General features: G+C 51.3%; 15 protein-coding genes and 1 pseudogene. 12 read left to right on the top strand and 4 right to left on the bottom strand.

Translation table 11 applies throughout. The annotated features are described in order from the left end of the window. The coding region (locus tag RW092_RS01580; protein WP_316009335.1) for a zinc-binding dehydrogenase at nucleotides 1-604 on the top strand (604 nt) is incomplete at its 5' end. Between the two features lie 92 nt (nucleotides 605-696). Beyond that, complete coding sequence (locus RW092_RS01585; RefSeq protein ID WP_085278751.1) at nucleotides 697-1,236, top strand: hypothetical protein; 540 nt, start codon at nucleotides 697-699, stop codon at nucleotides 1,234-1,236. A 78-nt stretch (nucleotides 1,237-1,314) separates the two neighbouring features. Here the strand turns inward: RW092_RS01585 and RW092_RS01590 are convergent, their stop codons facing one another. After that, nucleotides 1,315-1,827, bottom strand: a complete 513-nt coding sequence (locus tag RW092_RS01590; RefSeq protein ID WP_085169467.1) for a MogA/MoaB family molybdenum cofactor biosynthesis protein — start codon at nucleotides 1,825-1,827, stop codon at nucleotides 1,315-1,317. Nucleotides 1,828-2,014: 187 nt separating this feature from the next. Between RW092_RS01590 and RW092_RS01595 the strand changes: the two genes are divergently transcribed. The 3 genes and pseudogenes from RW092_RS01595 to RW092_RS01605 all read left to right on the top strand — a co-directional run bounded on the left by RW092_RS01595 (nucleotide 2,015) and on the right by RW092_RS01605 (nucleotide 4,487). Continuing rightward, nucleotides 2,015-3,058 carry a CobW family GTP-binding protein gene (locus RW092_RS01595; RefSeq protein ID WP_316009336.1) on the top strand — a complete coding sequence of 348 codons (1,044 nt, stop codon included), beginning with the start codon at nucleotides 2,015-2,017 and terminating at the stop codon, nucleotides 3,056-3,058. Between the two features lie 181 nt (nucleotides 3,059-3,239). Next, nucleotides 3,240-3,420: pseudogene (locus tag RW092_RS01600) on the top strand (OPT/YSL family transporter); the annotation flags it as partial. Between the two features lie 161 nt (nucleotides 3,421-3,581). Then, nucleotides 3,582-4,487 carry an S-layer homology domain-containing protein gene (locus RW092_RS01605; RefSeq protein WP_176221914.1) on the top strand — a complete coding sequence of 302 codons (906 nt, stop codon included), beginning with the start codon at nucleotides 3,582-3,584 and terminating at the stop codon, nucleotides 4,485-4,487. Nucleotides 4,488-4,538: 51 nt separating this feature from the next. Here RW092_RS01605 and RW092_RS01610 read toward each other — a convergent pair whose 3' ends face one another. Beyond that, nucleotides 4,539-6,611: an ABC transporter ATP-binding protein gene (locus RW092_RS01610; RefSeq protein WP_316009337.1), complete on the bottom strand. Its 2,073-nt coding sequence runs from the start codon at nucleotides 6,609-6,611 to the stop codon at nucleotides 4,539-4,541. A 4-nt stretch (nucleotides 6,612-6,615) separates the two neighbouring features. After that, the gene (locus RW092_RS01615; RefSeq protein ID WP_016312348.1) at nucleotides 6,616-8,373 is read right to left on the bottom strand and encodes an ABC transporter ATP-binding protein; all 1,758 of its coding nucleotides are present in this window, start codon (nucleotides 8,371-8,373) and stop codon (nucleotides 6,616-6,618) included. 577 nt (nucleotides 8,374-8,950) lie between these two features. Between RW092_RS01615 and RW092_RS01620 the strand changes: the two genes are divergently transcribed. After that, nucleotides 8,951-9,250, top strand: coding sequence for a HesB/YadR/YfhF family protein (locus RW092_RS01620; RefSeq protein WP_016312347.1), 300 nt, complete (start codon nucleotides 8,951-8,953; stop codon nucleotides 9,248-9,250). 93 nt (nucleotides 9,251-9,343) lie between these two features. On the opposite strand, the gene RW092_RS01625 is transcribed toward RW092_RS01620, so the two are convergent. Beyond that, nucleotides 9,344-9,847, bottom strand: a complete 504-nt coding sequence (locus RW092_RS01625; RefSeq protein ID WP_016312346.1) for a hypothetical protein — start codon at nucleotides 9,845-9,847, stop codon at nucleotides 9,344-9,346. 148 nt (nucleotides 9,848-9,995) lie between these two features. Between RW092_RS01625 and RW092_RS01630 the strand changes: the two genes are divergently transcribed. From RW092_RS01630 to RW092_RS23740, 6 genes are all read left to right on the top strand, one after another. Then, entirely contained in the window at nucleotides 9,996-10,958 is a 963-nt protein-coding gene (locus RW092_RS01630; RefSeq protein ID WP_316009338.1) for a phosphotransferase family protein, read from the top strand. 27 nt (nucleotides 10,959-10,985) lie between these two features. Next, the gene (locus RW092_RS01635) at nucleotides 10,986-12,758 is read left to right on the top strand and encodes an ABC transporter ATP-binding protein (protein WP_316009339.1); all 1,773 of its coding nucleotides are present in this window, start codon (nucleotides 10,986-10,988) and stop codon (nucleotides 12,756-12,758) included. Between the two features lie 425 nt (nucleotides 12,759-13,183). Then, entirely contained in the window at nucleotides 13,184-13,495 is a 312-nt protein-coding gene (locus tag RW092_RS01640) for an EamA family transporter (protein WP_316009345.1), read from the top strand. Nucleotides 13,496-13,570: 75 nt separating this feature from the next. Further along, nucleotides 13,571-15,040: a type I restriction-modification system subunit M gene (locus RW092_RS01645; protein ID WP_316009340.1), complete on the top strand. Its 1,470-nt coding sequence runs from the start codon at nucleotides 13,571-13,573 to the stop codon at nucleotides 15,038-15,040. Further along, a complete protein-coding gene (locus tag RW092_RS01650; protein WP_164744153.1) occupies nucleotides 15,033-16,223 on the top strand; it encodes a restriction endonuclease subunit S in 1,191 nt (396 codons plus the stop codon). The genes RW092_RS01645 and RW092_RS01650 overlap by 8 nt, the downstream gene beginning before the upstream one ends. Before the next feature lie 173 nt (nucleotides 16,224-16,396). Then, complete coding sequence (locus RW092_RS23740; protein WP_410055498.1) at nucleotides 16,397-16,480, top strand: putative holin-like toxin; 84 nt, start codon at nucleotides 16,397-16,399, stop codon at nucleotides 16,478-16,480. The last annotated feature ends 3 nt before the right edge of the window (nucleotides 16,481-16,483 follow it).

Raw genomic sequence — 16,483 nt, forward strand, 5'->3', positions numbered from 1 at the left:
GTTTACGGCAGCGTTGTCGGTCCGGCGCCTGCTTGACAATGGGCTGGCGACCGGACAAGGGCCGGTGCTCGTCCTCGGCGCCACCGGCGGCGTGGGCAGCATGGCTGTGGCGATCCTCAGCCGGCTCGGTTTCACCGTCACCGCGGTCACTGGGAAGCCGCAGGCGCGGGAGAAGCTGGCAGCCTTTGGCGCCGCAGAGGTCCTCTCCCGAGAGGAGGCGGCTTCGGACGCCAAAGGTGCGCTTGGCAAAGAGCGTTGGGCGGCCATCGTTGACCCGGTGGGAGGAGCGATGACGGCCGACCTGCTGAAGTCGGTACGCTATGGCGGCTCGATTGCCTTATCGGGATTAACCGGCGGCAGCGGGATCGAAACGAACGTGTACCCCTTTATTTTACGCGGGGTGAATTTGCTGGGGATCGATTCTGTATTTTGTTCCGCACCGTTGCGGCATGAGCTGTGGCAGCTTCTGGCCGGACCGTGGAAGCCGGAGTCGGTGCTGGCCGGTGGCATCACCGAATATCCGCTGGAGAAGCTGCCGGAGGCGCTTCGTATCGTACTGGCCGGGGAAGCCATCGGGCGCCAGGTCATCTCCTTCATCCACTGAAACGGAATCCATGGTATAAATTGGGGAATCTTGAGACAACCTAACACCATCGGCCGAAGCTGGCTTAGCTTAGGATAAAGGATGGGATACCAATGAGATGGTGGAAGGTTGGATTGGGAATCGCCTTGGCGCTCTCTTTAACCGTAGGATGCGGGAATGTGCAACGGGTAGCCAAGGAAGAGATGAACAAATATAGCATGCAAAGCTATCGGCAAGGGAACGAACGCCAATTAACGACCGGAAAGACGCTGAACACAGCACTGCTGCAAGCATTGAAAGCGGAATGTGCGAAGCGTGGGATCAAATTGACCCATGAAACCTATGCCGAAGGGCTGGACGGGAATATTAGCTACAGTTATTTTATTAACGGGGATGCGCGGCATTTTATAATCGTACACGTATTTCCGAGCGAACAGGATCGGATTCGCGAAATTTCCGAAATTTATGGAACTGGTGATGGCAAGAAGGCAGTCTCCGCCCAGTCGGTCTCCAGCCAGGCTGCGGTCATCTCGGTGAAGGACAATGCTGCCTTGGTTTACTCGTCCAGCGCGCAGAAGGATAGTCCATACCGAGAAGAGATTCAGACGATATTTGATAAATTGCTGGCGCAAATGAATAATCGATCGAAGTAATGACAAAGCATGAGGGCTCATACAAAAACCAACCGCTTCCTTTCGTTTAAGGAAGGAGAGCGGTTGGTTTTTTGCGTTTTATTTCTTATAAATTTCACGCATGACGTGACGCAGCTCGGGAAGGATAATCCGTTCCATCGCCAGCTTCACCGCGCCCTGGGAACCGGGCATGGAGAAGACCGCCGTATTGCCGATCGTTCCGGCGATTGCACGGCTGAGGATGGCGGCCGAACCGATATCTTCCGTAAAGCTGAGGTAACGGAAAATCTCCCCAAACCCGGGCATCTCTTTGTTGAGAAGGCTGCGCACCGCCTCAAACGTCGTATCCCGGGGCGCGATGCCGGTGCCGCCACTCAGCAGAACCGCTTCGATCGCGGGATCGGAAGCGGCTTCCCGCAGCAACTGGCGGATACCGTCATATTCGTCCTTCACGATCACATAGCGGGCTATATGATACCCGTTCTGCCGAAGCAGATCTTGGATCAACCGGCCGCTGGTATCGGTTTCTTCCGTCCGTGTATCAGAGACAGTAATGACGAAACAAGATACTTTATCCGGCGCTTCCATCCGGTGTTCATCAACGGATCTCATCGTGTTCGCTTCCTTTCGTTGGAGGTTAAGTCCATTGTATCATGTTTGACGAGCTAGGAGCGTGAGCTTGTACCGGAGTGGAGCTTCAGGCGGGGGAAGGAAATGGAGTTGCATGTCCGAGGTGGATGGTGTACACTCGCATTCGAATGATTTTATGCTTATATCCCGATGGCAGGAGGTTGTTAAGGTGGGAAACAGGGTGACCCCCGTTTACATATTGTCCGGATTTTTAGGAAGCGGCAAAACGACGCTGCTCCAGCGGCTGATCAGTTATTGGCAGGAGCAGGGGCTTCGTCCGGCCGTGATCATGAACGAAATCGGAGACGTGAATCTCGATGGATTGCTGGTTTCCAACGAAGTGCCGATGGCAGAGATGCTGGGCGGCTGTATTTGCTGCACGATTCGCGGTGACTTAAGCGTACAGATGGCGGAATTGATCGAAGGGGAGAAGCCGGACCTGATCGTAATCGAGGCGACGGGCGCAGGCAATCCGATGGAAATCTTTGATGCCGTGACGGAAGTGTCCCTCTATCTCAAACTGGACATCAAGCCGATGGTGACGGTGGTGGATGCAGCCCATCTGGCTGAGCTGTACGCATCCCAGCAGGGGAAAACCTACCGGCTGATGGTGGAGCAAATCCGCTGCGGGTCCGTATTAATCCTGAATAAAATCGACTTGCTGGAGCCGAATCAGCAGCAGGAAATGACCGCGTTTCTTCGCCGCATGAATCCTTACGCTCAGATCATTCCAGCGGTGAAATGTGGTGTGGAGGTGTCCTCATTATGGGCACACTCCCAAACTCATGACCCTACTCATGATGATGAGGGTCACATCCACGATCATCACCCTCATCATCACGAGGGGCATGATCATCACCATGATCATCAAGAAGCGCATCATCACGATCACAATCATGATCATGCCCATCCTCACGCATCGCATGAGCACGTGACCGTCTATACGCACTATTTTGACGGACCCGTGGACAGTGAGGATTTTGAGCGTTTTATTGCTGAGCTGCCTCGGGAAGTGTATCGCGGCAAAGGGGTTCTGCGATTTACCGATACCGCCAGCCGCTTTCTGTTCCAATATGCGTACCGGGAAGCGGATTACCTGAAAATTACGCCGCAAGGGGATGTCCCTGACGTGGCCGTGTTTATCGGAGAGCACTTCGACAAGCAGGAGCTGGCGCAGCGATTGCGCGCTCTGGAGCACAACGCATCGGAATGAAATAACAAACGTTAGTTCAGGCAAAAGAAGAGAACCGCGAGTCTATCGCGGTTTTCTTCATTATAGTGTCGATTAAATTAATTCTCCCCGGGGCAATCTAAAACTGCTTTTTCTTGAAGAGGGAGAGATTCACATGAATGGAAAATCAAAAAACGCGGCGAAGTTCATCCATTATGTGTGATTTAAGACGGAGATCGAAACCACGATCTTTCGTTTTCGAAACGCCGTCATCGGGATGGATACGTATCCCGCGCTGCTGGGCGTTGGCTATATTATTGGCCCGCGGATCGCAGGCCAGATGCTGGCTGGCGGGATATTGGCCTGGCTGGTGCTGATCCCGATGATTGGATTCTTTGGCGCTGGGTATCGAGATCTTGGAAGCAAACGGCTGGCTTCGCTGGGCGGACGAACGGCAGAAGGTGCGGCCTGGGTAAGCGTGAGCCTATTGTTAGTCTTAAAAAAGGGGAAGAAGTGCAACCTTTCTGGTGGACAGGCCGTCTAGGAGGGCAGAGGTGATAAAGACATGAAGAAAGCAAATCTAAAATCGAAAAATTACCGCAAAATGAAACTGGCTGCCAGCCTGATGATGACCAGTTCGCTGCTCCTGGCTTCCTCCGTGTCCGCCTTCAGCGATGTGCACGGACAGGACGCGAAGCTGACGGAAGAGCTGCAACAGAAAGGGATCATTCAAGGGATCACGAAAGACCATTTCGTTCCGCTCGGCAAGCTGACCGGTGCGCAAGGTATTCATATGATTGTAAAGGCGCTGGAACTCAAGCCGAAAGCTGAAGGCGCACTGCCACCTTCGGGTCATACCGAATGGTACGCAGCCTCGCTGCGGATTGCAGAGGATAACGGCATCAAGTTACCGAAGGATTTTGCGCCAAATAGCCAGCTGAGCCGAGAAGCCTTCGCCGACCTACTGATGCAAGCCATTAACGTTACGGGAAATTACCCGACCATTAAAATGTTTATTGAGGTCGCCGATGCCGACCAAATGAATCCGGATTATGCGAACAGCATTCAGACCTTGTTGCTGATGAAGATCGCAAGTCTGGACGAGCAAGGGAAGTTTCACCCAAAACAAGCGATTACGCGGATTGAAGCAGCACGGCTCGTTCACAATGCTGCGGAATTCGTAGGCAAACATAAGGAAGCGGAGCAAAACGTGCAGGATCAGGTGAGCTTTGAAGTCGAAAAAGTGAATGACCAAATCAATAAGGTCGTCTTGACCCGGGCCCAACAACCGAATCCGGGGTATGGCATTCGCGTTGCGAAAGTTGAGTTCTCCGGGAAAACCGCTACGGTTTATTATGAGCTGCAATCCCCTGAACCGGATATGAATTATATTCAAGTCATTACCGATACGAAAGCAGAGACGTTCGTATCCAGCGAGTACCAGGTAGAAATTAAGCGTTTGTCCGAATAACGACAAAAAAACAACAACCGTTCCTACATTTTAGGAACGGTTGTTTTGTGTTTAACTCGGATTTGCTACCGGAGAGACGGCAGGACCGGCACCGGGGGCGGCCGGTGCTTCGACAGCTCCCGATTGCAGTCGGTACATCTGATAGTACCGTCCGCCGAGGGCCAGCAGCTCTTCGTGCGTGCCACGCTCGACGATTTCACCACGGTGCAATACGAGGATCTGATCGGCACTGCGGATCGTTGACAAACGGTGGGCGATGATGAACGTCGTCCGGCCTCGTTTTAGTACCTCCAGCGCGGATTGAATCAACGCTTCGGTTTCCGTATCAATGTTGGCCGTCGCCTCATCGAGAATGAGGATTGCCGGGTCAAAGGCCAATGCCCGTGCGAAGGAGATCAGCTGACGTTCGCCGGCGGACAGCGTGCTGCCTTTTTCCACGACCGGTTCGTCCAGACCCTTCGGCAAGTGAGCCAAGATCCGGTCCGCGCCAACGTCGATTAGCGCTTTCTCCGCCTTCTCGCGAGAGATGCGTTCGTCACCTAATGTGACGTTCGACAGGATCGTCCCGGTGAACAGGTATGGATCCTGGAGAACAATCCCCATATGCTGGCGAATCCATTGCTTCGGCAGCTCCGTGACGGGTGTGCCGTCGATGGTGATCGTGCCTTTCTGCGGATCGTAGAACCGGAAGAGCAGGTTGATGATCGAGCTTTTACCGGAGCCGGTATGTCCGACCAAAGCAACCGTCTGGCCTTGCTTCGCCTCAAAGGAAATATTTTTCAACACATAGTCTTTCTTGTAAGCGAATGAGACGTCTTTGAACTCAACATTGCCTTTGTAGCGCGGCATCGAACCGTCTATGACGGGCTCACCCGGTTCGTCCATCAGCGCGAACACCCGGCCGGCGGAAACCATTGAGGAATCCAGCGCGGCCAGCTGGTTCACCATCCCGGTGATCGGTTGGAACAATCGTCCAAGCACGTCAACGAAGGCATACAGTACGCCAAGGGATATGACGCTGGATCCGCCAAGCTGCGCTGCACCGAAATACCAGAGTACGGTCGCAAATGCTACGTTCCGCAGGACATTCACCAGGTTATGCGAAGTGAAGGCATTTAAGTTCAGCATCTTGTTCTGGTGCTTCATGTAATCACTGTTTAGGTTCTCGAACTCTTCCCTCGTTTGCTCTTCACGGCGGAAGATTCGGATGATCGACATCCCCTGAATCGATTCATTGATGATGGCGTTAATTTCACTCAACCGCGAGCGGATAATCGTGTTATATTTCGTCGCGAATTTACGGTAGAAAACGATCCACAGATAAATGATCGGAACGACGAATAAGCAGATGAGTCCCAATCTCACGTCCAGAATAAACAAGGCGACGTACACGCCCAGCATGTTAATCACACCGGAGAAGAAGTTGGCCAGCACGGCGATAAACAATTCCTTCACCGCCTCCGTGTCGTTGGTGACGCGGGAGACCACTTTCCCGGCAGGCAGATTATCGAAAAAATGCACCGGCAGCCGCTGAATATGGGCGTAGACGTCCATGCGCAGCTTGCGGATGACTTGGTTGGCTGAGGATTGCAGCCAGTAGGTTTTGCCAAATTCCATCACAATGGCAACAGCTAGGAATACGAAATACCAGACGATCAGCGACAGAATGCCAGGAACCTCCGGCTTGTAAAAAGCAAACAGACCAGACGCGCTAAGTTGTTGCGCTGGATATTGCGTGCTTGCGCCGTCCTTCCGGGTGAGGGTCAGGACGCCGTCTTTAAAGCTGCGGTCGCCGGAGACGTCTGGGATGGCCGCTTCCACGAAGACGAAGCTTTTACCAACCTGCAATACGCGGACCTCGTTGCCTTTGGCTTCACCTTCGGCAAAGCGGTCGCCACGCTTAAAGTTGCGGCCATCGTATGTGGCGGTATATTTGTCTTTGACCGTCGTTTCGTAAAACGGCTGCTCGATTGCCAGCATATGATCGTCGATCATCGTACGAGCGATAAATGGGCCGGCCAGTTCGGCCGCGACCCCAATCGCCAGCATGACGAGCGCGAGGATAAATGTTTTTTTCGCCGTTAAGGCGTATTTGAAAAGTGCTTTTCCCGTATGGGTGTGCATCGCTTTAAGACACCTCCCCGTCAGTCAGGTTCGATTCGACCTGTTGACGTTCGTATTGTTCACGGTACCAGCCGCCTAACTGCAGCAGCATATCATGAGTACCTTCTTCGATAATTTTGCCTTTCTCCAGTACGACGATCCAATCTGCGTGTTCGATGGCGGACAGGCGGTGCGTGGAGATCAGCGTCGTTTTGCCGGCGCGCTTGCTGCGGATGTTCTCGATGATCCGCGCCTCGGTCCGGGCATCCACCGCGGAGAGGGCATCGTCGAGAATCAACAGCTCCGGATCGGCGATAAACGCCCGCGCCAGGGAGACCCGCTGCTTCTGGCCGCCGGAGAGGGCGACGCCTTTCTCGCCGACCAGTGTATCCAGCCCGTCAGAGAGGGTCCCGAGATCTTGGTCGAAGGCTGCGGTGCGAATCGCCTCCATAATTTTCTCGTCGGACGCACCGGGGTAGCCGAACTGGATATTTTGCCGTACCGTCTTGGAGAACAGAATTTGCTCCTGCGGTACATAACCGATCCAGCTGTGCAGCCGTTTCAAGGCAATCTGCTGAATCGGCACGCCGGAGATCGTCAGCTCGCCGCTGCCCACCGGATATTCATGCAGCAGTTGCTTGAGCAGGGTGGACTTCCCGCTGCCGGTCCGGCCGACGATGCCCAGCGTCTCACCGCGCTTAATCGTTAAGTTGATATGCTCGAGATTATTGATCGTTGACGTCGGATAACGGAAGGTGACATCTTTGAACTCGATCGTTTCCGGTCTTTCCACCGGAACCGGGTTCGGAACGTCCTCGACGTCCGGCTTTACGTTTAACGTTTCGTTAACGCGGTCCAGCGAAGCGCCGCCACGCTGCATGATGTTAATCAGTTCGCCGATTGCAAACATCGGCCAAATCATCATGCCGAGGTACATATTAAAGGTTACGAGATCGCCCAGCGTCAGTTCATTTTGAAAGACAAGATAAATGCCGTACGTGAGCCCGATGGCATAGCTGAGTCCAACGCATAAGCGGATCGTAGGTTCGAAATAAGCGTCAACTTTAGCTACTGCCAAGTTTTTCTTATACACGTCATCTGTGATTTCCGCAAAACGTTTCTCATCATTACGCTCTTGGACATAGGCGCGAATAACCCGGATCCCGGCGACAGACTCCAATACCTGGTCGTTCATGTCCCCGAAGGCATCCTGAGCCAAGGTATATCGCTCATGGATGATTTTTCCGTAAATTTTCATCGCCAGGGCGATAAAAGGGAGGGGGATGATTGCCGCTAACGTCAGCTTCCAACTGATCAGCGTGCTCATGGCCAGGAAGATGACCGTGAGGTATGCCGTCGAGTCGGTCAGCGTCAGCATCCCGAAACCGGCGGTGGTGGCCACCGACCGCAAATCGTTGGTCGCCCGGGCCATCAGGTCGCCGGTGCGGCTCCGCTCGAAGAACGGCGGCGTCATCCGCAGCAAATGGCTCATAAACCGAGTGCGAAGCAGCCGCTCGACCAGGTTCGAGCCCCCGAACAGGGAATGCATCCATATGTACGTAATGAGATAAATGAAGATCAGTACGCCGATAATGAGTAAAATATATTGTGTTAATGATGCCCAAGTGACCGTGCCGGCCACGATTTCATCGATGGCGCTGCCAAGCAGCCGCGGCGGGGCAAGTTCCACGATGCCCACAAAGATGAGCAGGAACAAGCCGATGATGTACCGCCTTTTTTCCCGTTTGAAAAACCAACCCAAATTTTTTAAAACCGAAAACATAGTGGGGTTTCCTCCTTTGAATTCCCGATTGCCATACCTGCGGGAGAACCTCTACAAGTGTCCGAAACCTGCCAAAAACCGCAAAAAGGCATATCGTCCGAAAACGATATGCCTTAAAACCATAACATATGTCGCGTCCGTTACTTATGATAAGCAACCTCAGCGTGTATGATATCACGTTTACCCTAATAACCAGAAATGAAGCCAAAGGGGCGGTTATCGCATGAGATGAACCAATCCTGCAGGGGTTGCTCCGGTATTTAGTTGTGTACTGTGATGCGCAGAAAGATACATAGACACTAGATTCACTTTAAACACCGTGATTCACCCTTTCTTGAATGGTAATTAATTGAATGCGATCTCGTATGTTCCCGATTTTAGCATCGCACAAAAGAAGATGTCAAACATTAATTTTCTCAGTAACTATGCAAAACTTCGGAACTTCGTCGAACAAAGGTTTGGCTTTTGGCTCGGTATCGACTACAATAAAAGGGAAGACGGTATGAAATTATTTATACCGTTGTAGTTTCACTTGAAGCACCAAGAAGGTTGGATAGATAGAGGAGGAGAAACGATCATGATTCATGTGAGCAACGAAGCTGTAGCATGGTTTAAGCAGGAACTGGGACTACAGGAAGGTCAGGCAATCCGCTTCTTTGCACGCTATAGTGCGGGAGGCAAGCTGCATCCGGGCTTCTCGCTAGGAATCGACGTGGATCAACCTGTATCCCCGGGGATCAAAGCCGAAGTTGAGGGGATAACGTTCTACATGGAAGAGCAGGATATGTGGTATCTCGATGGGTATCATCTCAACGTGACCTATGATCAACAGTTGGGTGACATCGAATATGAATATGAGGTTGCGGCATCGAATTAATCCATGGCAATAAGCGCAAGAACCAAAAGGCCCGTTCATCGACGGGCCTTTTCCTTTGAAGTTTCAGACGGACGGGAGAGGACCCGTCAATCGTCAAATAATGCTGTCTTCCATCGCAAATTCAAAATCGCCGATATCATATACTTGTACTGGCACCTCGGCTTCAATAATCCGCCGGATTAACTCCAGCTGATCGGTCAGGACCGGCACGTTCTCCCGATGGGCGGTCAGTACGATTTCCGTTTCGATCGGATCAAGGAACTCTCCGTATTGTTCGTTGTCCACCGCGTTCACCACGGTCCAGGTGACATGATCACCGAATAAGATCGAAGGACTCTTAGCCCAAGGAATCGTGAGTGCCCGCTCCAGCTTCTTGCGATTCAGCGGTTCTTCAAGGTAGGCGATCAATTCGCTGATTTTCTGCTTCACGTGCATATCATCGACGGGGTCGTTCATCAGCGGCTCGGGACTATTTTGAAATTCATAAAGCTCCATGACGGTGTTGTAAGGTACAATATATTCCACAGGCGCACTCGGCACCAGCAATTCACCATATATCGCCACCATCACGGCTTCGATCACAAATCGGCGTGACATGGTCATCCTCCTAAAACGGCCTGTAACTCATTGCTGCCTTAATTAACTTACGACAACTCAATTTATTAAGGAGTATACCATAACCAGTTGATAAATTCAGCTTTGCCGCGCGAAAATCGGCTTTTATACGGGAAGGAGGAAATAGCGAATGACATCTAACATAGAGCGAGAAGCTCTTGGGCTATCCCCGCAAACGCAGCGTTGGATCGAGGAACAGACGGGGCGAGGCGCCAAAGTGGTCTCGGCGGTGTCTTTGAAGGGCGGCACTTCATCGGTGGTTTATGGGGTGAAAATAACCCAAGGAGATACCTGCCACGAAGTCGTGCTTAGACAATTTACCAATCGGGAGTGGCTGCGGGAAGAGCCGGAGCTCGCGTTGCACGAGACAGCGGCGTTGCAGACGGCTAGTGCAGCGGGTCTACCGTCGCCGCAAGCGCTTGCCTGTGATCCTGACGGCAGCGCTTGCGGCGTGCCGTCTGTGCTGATGTCTTATCTGACCGGTCAGGTGGTGCTGAACCCGGCAGATCGATTGGATTGGCTGGACGGGCTCGCCCGGATGTTAGCGGAGATCCACGCGGTGGAAGCTTCGCCAATCCGGTGGAACTATTTTACCTATAATGAGGTATCCCGATTGACGGTGCCCCAGTGGTCCCGTGTTCCTGAAGCATGGCGGAAAATGATTAACCGCGTGCAAGGACCTGTGCCAACGTACATGTCGCAATTCATTCATCGCGATTATCACCCGGCTAACGTATTGTGGCGAGAGGGTCAGGTCAGCGGTGTCGTCGATTGGGTGAACGCGTGCATGGGGCCGGCCGGGATTGATACGGGCCACTGTCGGTTGAATCTCGTACAGATGTATGGGGTGGAGGCGGCGGATACTTTTTTGGATCACTATCTTGCTTATGCCCGGCGGGTGAGGTGCGACGTAAACGATCCCTATTGGGATATGCTATGCCTGATCGAAGTGCTGCCAGGTCCGCCCGAAGTGTATCAAGGGTGGCCGGATTTGGGACTGAACGGGTTAACGCCGGAGCTTCTCGCCCGCCGGTTGGATGAATATGCGGAGCGACTGGTTCGGAAGCTGGATACTTACGCCGCCGAACGCTAAGAAATCAACAGAGGATGTGCTAACAAATTGAAACATTGGAAAGCCTATTTGACGTTCGTTAGGCCTTATACGAAATGGATTCTACTTACCTTGTTTATAGGGATGTTGAAGTTTGGCATCCCATCCTTGCTGCCGCTGGTGCAGAAATACGTCGTGGACGATATTTTACTGAACGGAGCAATGGCGCTGGAGCAGAAGGTGTCGCAGCTGATGATCGTACTGGGGGCTACGCTGTTCCTATTTGTGATCGTGCGCGGTCCGGTGGAATATGCACGGCAGTATTTTGCTCAGCTGATCACGGCTCGGATCTTGTTTGATCTGCGCAACAAGCTGTACGGCCATTTGCAGCGGTTGTCTCTGCGATACTACCAAAATACGAAGGTGGGGGAAATTATCTCCCGCTTCATCAACGATGCTGAGCAGACCAAGAACATCGTCGAAGTCGGCATGATGAACGTGTGGCTGGACATGTTTACGCTGGTGTTCGTGCTGGGATTTATGTTCTATTTGAACCCGTGGCTGACGCTGGTGGCCATTGCGATCTTCCCGTTGTACGCGATCGCGGTGAAAGTGCTGTACAAGCGTTTGAAAAAGCTGACCAAAGACCGTTCGGTGGCGCTCGCTGGGATCCAGGCATATTTACATGAGCGGATTCAGGGCATCTCCGTCATCCGCAGCTTTGCCTTGGAACGTCATGATCGGAAGCGGTTTGAAGGGACGAACGGTCGGTTTCTGCAAAAAGCGTTAGCCCACAGCCGCTGGAACGCTTGGACGTTCGCCGTGATCAATACGCTGACCGATATCGCGCCGCTGCTGGTGATTGGGTACGGCGGGTATCAGGTGATTCACGGCGATTTGACGCTGGGGACGTTTGTCGCCTTTTTTGGTTATCTCGATCGGCTATATGCACCGTTAAGGAGGTTAATTAACTCCTCAACCACATTAACACAAGCTTCGGCTTCGTGGGAGCGGGTGCTTGAGCTGATGGAGGAGCCCTACGATATGACCGACGCGCCGGATGCGAAGGCTCTACCGCAGGGCAGCCATGGCGTGATGTTCCGGGATGTGTGGTTCAAGTATCGGGAAGACGGCGAATGGGTGCTCAAAAACATCTCGCTCGAAGTCAATCCTGGCCAAACCGTTGCCTTCGTTGGTATGAGCGGGGGCGGGAAATCGTCGCTAGTTGGGTTGATCCCGCGGTTCTATGACGTGCAGCGGGGGACGCTGACGGTGGGCGGCCGGGACGTCCGCGAGTGGACGATGGAAAGCTTGCGCAGCCGGATCGGCATGGTGCTGCAGGACAACTTCCTGTTTAGCGGCAGCGTGCGCGATAACATTTTGTTCGGCCGGCCGGACGCCACCGTGGACGAGGTGATCGAGGCAGCCCGCGCGGCGAACGCGCATGATTTCATCATGCAGCTGCCGCAGGGCTACGACACCGAGGTCGGGGAGCGCGGCGTCAAGCTGTCCGGCGGGCAGAAACAGCGGATCGCCATCGCCCGCGTCTTCTTGAAGGACCCGCCAATCCTCGTGCTCGATGAGGCGACGTCCGCGCTCGACCTGGAGTCGGAGCACCTGATCCAGCAGTCGCTGCAGCAGCTCTCGCGCGCCCGCACGACGCTGATCGTGGCGCACCGGCTGTCGACGATCACCCACGCCGATCAGATCTTCGTGCTGAAGAACGGCGAAATCGTCGAGCGCGGCACCCACGACGAGTTGATGGCGATCCCGGATGGCGTGTACGCACAGCTGTACAACATCCAGCACCTTAGCCCGGCGGAGAGTGTGGAGCTGGGGTGAGCGGTTGGGTTGCCCACTCTCCGGATAAGGCCATAAAAGGGCGCTATTACGCGCCTTTCTGGCCAGGTCAGGTGAAATAAGGGAAAAAAGTTCCGCTAATGCACGTGGTGATCAGCCGGAAGGCCGGTTTCTGCAGTAACGGCCGGGGAATAAAGACACATTTTACCGCTATTTACTCGGATATCGTTCGAACGGGTGAAATAAAGGAAAAAAGTTCCGTTATGGGCCGACCGATCGTGTTAAAAGTAACTCTACATCCCCAAGAAAAGTGAAAGGAAGTCACGCGTAATTTGGTTTATACTTGCATTGTTATCCGCCGTTTTTGCGGCGCTCACCTCAATCTTGGCGAAGGTTGGCATTGAGGGGGTTAACTCTAATTTGGCGACAGCGATTCGCACGGTTGTGGTGGTTATTATGGCTTGGGGATGGTGTATCTCACCCACGCCCAGAGCGGACTGTCTGAGATCAGCCGCAAAAGCCGGATGTTCCTGATCTTGTCCGGCTTGGCGACCGGTGCATCCTGGCTCTGTTATTTTAAAGCCCTTCAATTGGGACATACCTCCAAAGTCGTGGCGGTCGATAAATTAAGCATCGTCATCACACTGGTTCTGGCAGTAATCTTCTTATATGAGGAATTTTACATACAAGTCGCTGATTGGTTCTATTTTGATCACGATTGGTACGCTGGTTATGGTGCTGTAAGCAAAAGTGTGATTAGATCACTCTATTTAGGATAACTTTTTCTGGTATGATAGAACTATTCTGATAGAGTTTGCGCATAACAGGAACATACACAGATAGGAGCTAACATCATGCTAACAGGGGAAGTTCGCAATAAAGTAGATAAAATTTGGACCGATCTATGGGCTGGTGGTATTACCAATCCAATCACGGTCATTGAGCAATTGACGTATTTAATGTTTATTCGTTCCTTGGATGAGAAGGAATTGGAGAACGAAAGCTTCGAAGCGATCAGCGGCCAACCGATGCCGAAAATTTTTCCGCAAGATGAAGAAGGACAGTTGATGCGTTGGAGCAAGTTTAAGACCATGGATGCACGCATCATTTATGATATCGTCGGCACCAAAGTGTTTCCATTTATCAAAACGTTGAATGGGGAGGACTCGTCGGCATTTTCACGCTATATGCAGGATGCGATGTTCCTGATTCCTACCCCGCAAGTGTTGCAAAAAATCATTACCGGCTTGGATGAACTTTACGAGTATGATATCAAAGACCTTGATATGCAAGGGGACCTCTACGAGTATATGTTGGGCAAGCTGTCAACATCCGGCCAAAACGGCCAATTCCGTACGCCAAAGCATATTCGTGACATGATGGTACGCTTGTTAGCCCCGACACCAAATGATAAAATCTGTGATCCTGCTTGTGGTACAGCCGGTTTTCTTGTCTCGTCTGCAGAGTATATTCGCGAAAAGTACGAGGCCGAGATGACAAGTGAGCAATGGGAGCATTTTGCCGGAGAAATGTTCACGGGGTTTGATACAGACCGCACGATGCTGCGATTGTCAGCGATGAACCTGATGCTGCATTCCATTATCCAACCTCACATTGAGTATGTAGACAGTGTGTCCAAGCAAAATGCGATCTCATCGGCTTACGACATCATTCTGGCGAATCCGCCTTTTACCGGAACCGTTGACACTGAAAGCATTAACAATAATTTAAAAACGGTCTGCGATACGAAAAAGACGGAGTTGCTATTCGTCGCTTTGTTCTTGCGTCTTCTGCGCAAGGGTGGACGCTGTGCTTGTATTGTGCCGGATGGCGTGTTGTTCGGTTCGACCAAAGCGCATAAATCACTTCGCAAAGAGCTGGTCGAGAACCACCAACTGCAAGCGGTCATTTCCATGCCAAGCGGTGTATTTAAACCTTACGCTGGCGTCAGCACCGCCGTACTGATCTTTACCAAAACCGGAGCCGGCGGCACGGATAAAGTATGGTTCTATGACATGAAGGCCGATGGGTACTCGCTGGACGACAAACGTTCGCCGATTGAAGCCAACGACATTCCCGATATTTTGGCGCGTTTCCATAATCTCGACGCCGAGCAGGACCGCAAACCAACCGAGCAAAGTTTCCTGGTGGACAAGTCTGCCATCGCCGCCAACGACTATGACTTGTCGATCAATCGCTACAAAGAAGTCGTGTACGAGAAGGTGGTCTATGACCCGCCAGCGGTCATTATGACCCGTCTTGACGAACTGAGCATCGATATTGCATCCAAGATGGAAGAGTTGAGGGGGCTTATTGGTGAGTAAGTGGGAGAAGGTGAAGTTGGGGGATGTGTGTGACGTTGAACGTGGTGGTTCGCCAAGACCAATAGAGAAGTTCATAACAGAGGATCCGAATGGTATAAATTGGATTAAAATTGGGGATGCATCTCCTGATAGTAAGTATATTACTGAAACGAAGCAAAAGATAATTACATCGGGGATGAAAAAATCAAGATATGTTCAACCTGGAGATTTTCTTCTGTCAAATTCAATGAGTTTTGGTAGACCTTATATCCTAAAAACAGACGGTTGCATTCATGACGGTTGGTTATTACTAAGAGATAAAAACAATTTCTATCATAAAGAATTTCTGTATTATGTGCTTAGTAGCAAATCAATTTATGAAAAATTCAAAAGTTTAGCTGTAGGAGGAGTAGTAAACAACTTAAACTCCACGATAGTAAAACAAGTTGAGTTGCCATTCCCTCCAAAAGATACACAAAAACAAATCGCCAAAACCCTAGACACCGCTGCGGAGCTTCTTGCTATGCGTAAACAGCAGCTTGCAGAGTTGGATAGTCTGATCAAATCAGTGTTTTATGAGATGTTTGGGGATCCGATTTTAAATGATAAAGGCTGGAGAGTAGATAACTTAATCAATATAACTACTAAAGTAGGCTCTGGTGCAACACCTAAAGGTGGTAAGGAAAGTTATCAGAGTAATGGCATTAGTTTAATACGCAGTATGAATGTTCATAATGGTATTTTTAAATATGAACAATTAGCTTATATTAATGACGAACAAGCAAATCAATTAAATAGTGTTATTGTAGAGAAAAAAGATGTATTGATAAATATTACAGGTGCTTCTGTGGCTCGATCTTGCATCGTCCCGGATGATGTCCTTCCAGCTAGAGTAAATCAACATGTATCAATTATTAGGCTCAATCAAGATATAGCAAACTCAGAATATATTTCTAACATGTTCACAACCGAAAGTTATCAGAAACAATTGCTATCAATAGCTGGTGCCGGGGGAGCAACTAGGGAAGCTATTACTAAGCAGCAGCTACTAGAATTATCAGTCCCTCTCCCCCCCCTCCACCTCCAAAACCAATTCGCCACCATCGTGGCGAAGATCGAGGAGCAAAAAGCCCTGGTCAAAAAGGCGATTGAGGAGACACAGACCTTGTTCGACAGCTTGATGGCCGAGTATTTCGAGGACTAAAAGATTGGGATAACAATGGTGGAGAACGTTTATCAGATCTTTTTAAGTTATAGAGTAGGCCGAAAGCGATAGGAAAGGATACTCATGTTTGGTAGTTTCATGGTAAAATGAAAGAGCAATAGAATACGGCGCTCAAGGGTGGTTGGCTCATCTCCGTATAAGGAGGTGATGCCATGACAGTGTATGAGGCGTTAAGCTTGATGATTGCTTTTGCAGTCTTTGTGATCGCGCTGCTGTCCTTCGATAAAAAGAAGTAGACC

This window comes from Paenibacillus sp. 3LSP (genome assembly GCF_032465655.1).
Classification (GTDB): domain Bacteria; phylum Bacillota; class Bacilli; order Paenibacillales; family Paenibacillaceae; genus Fontibacillus; species Fontibacillus barengoltzii.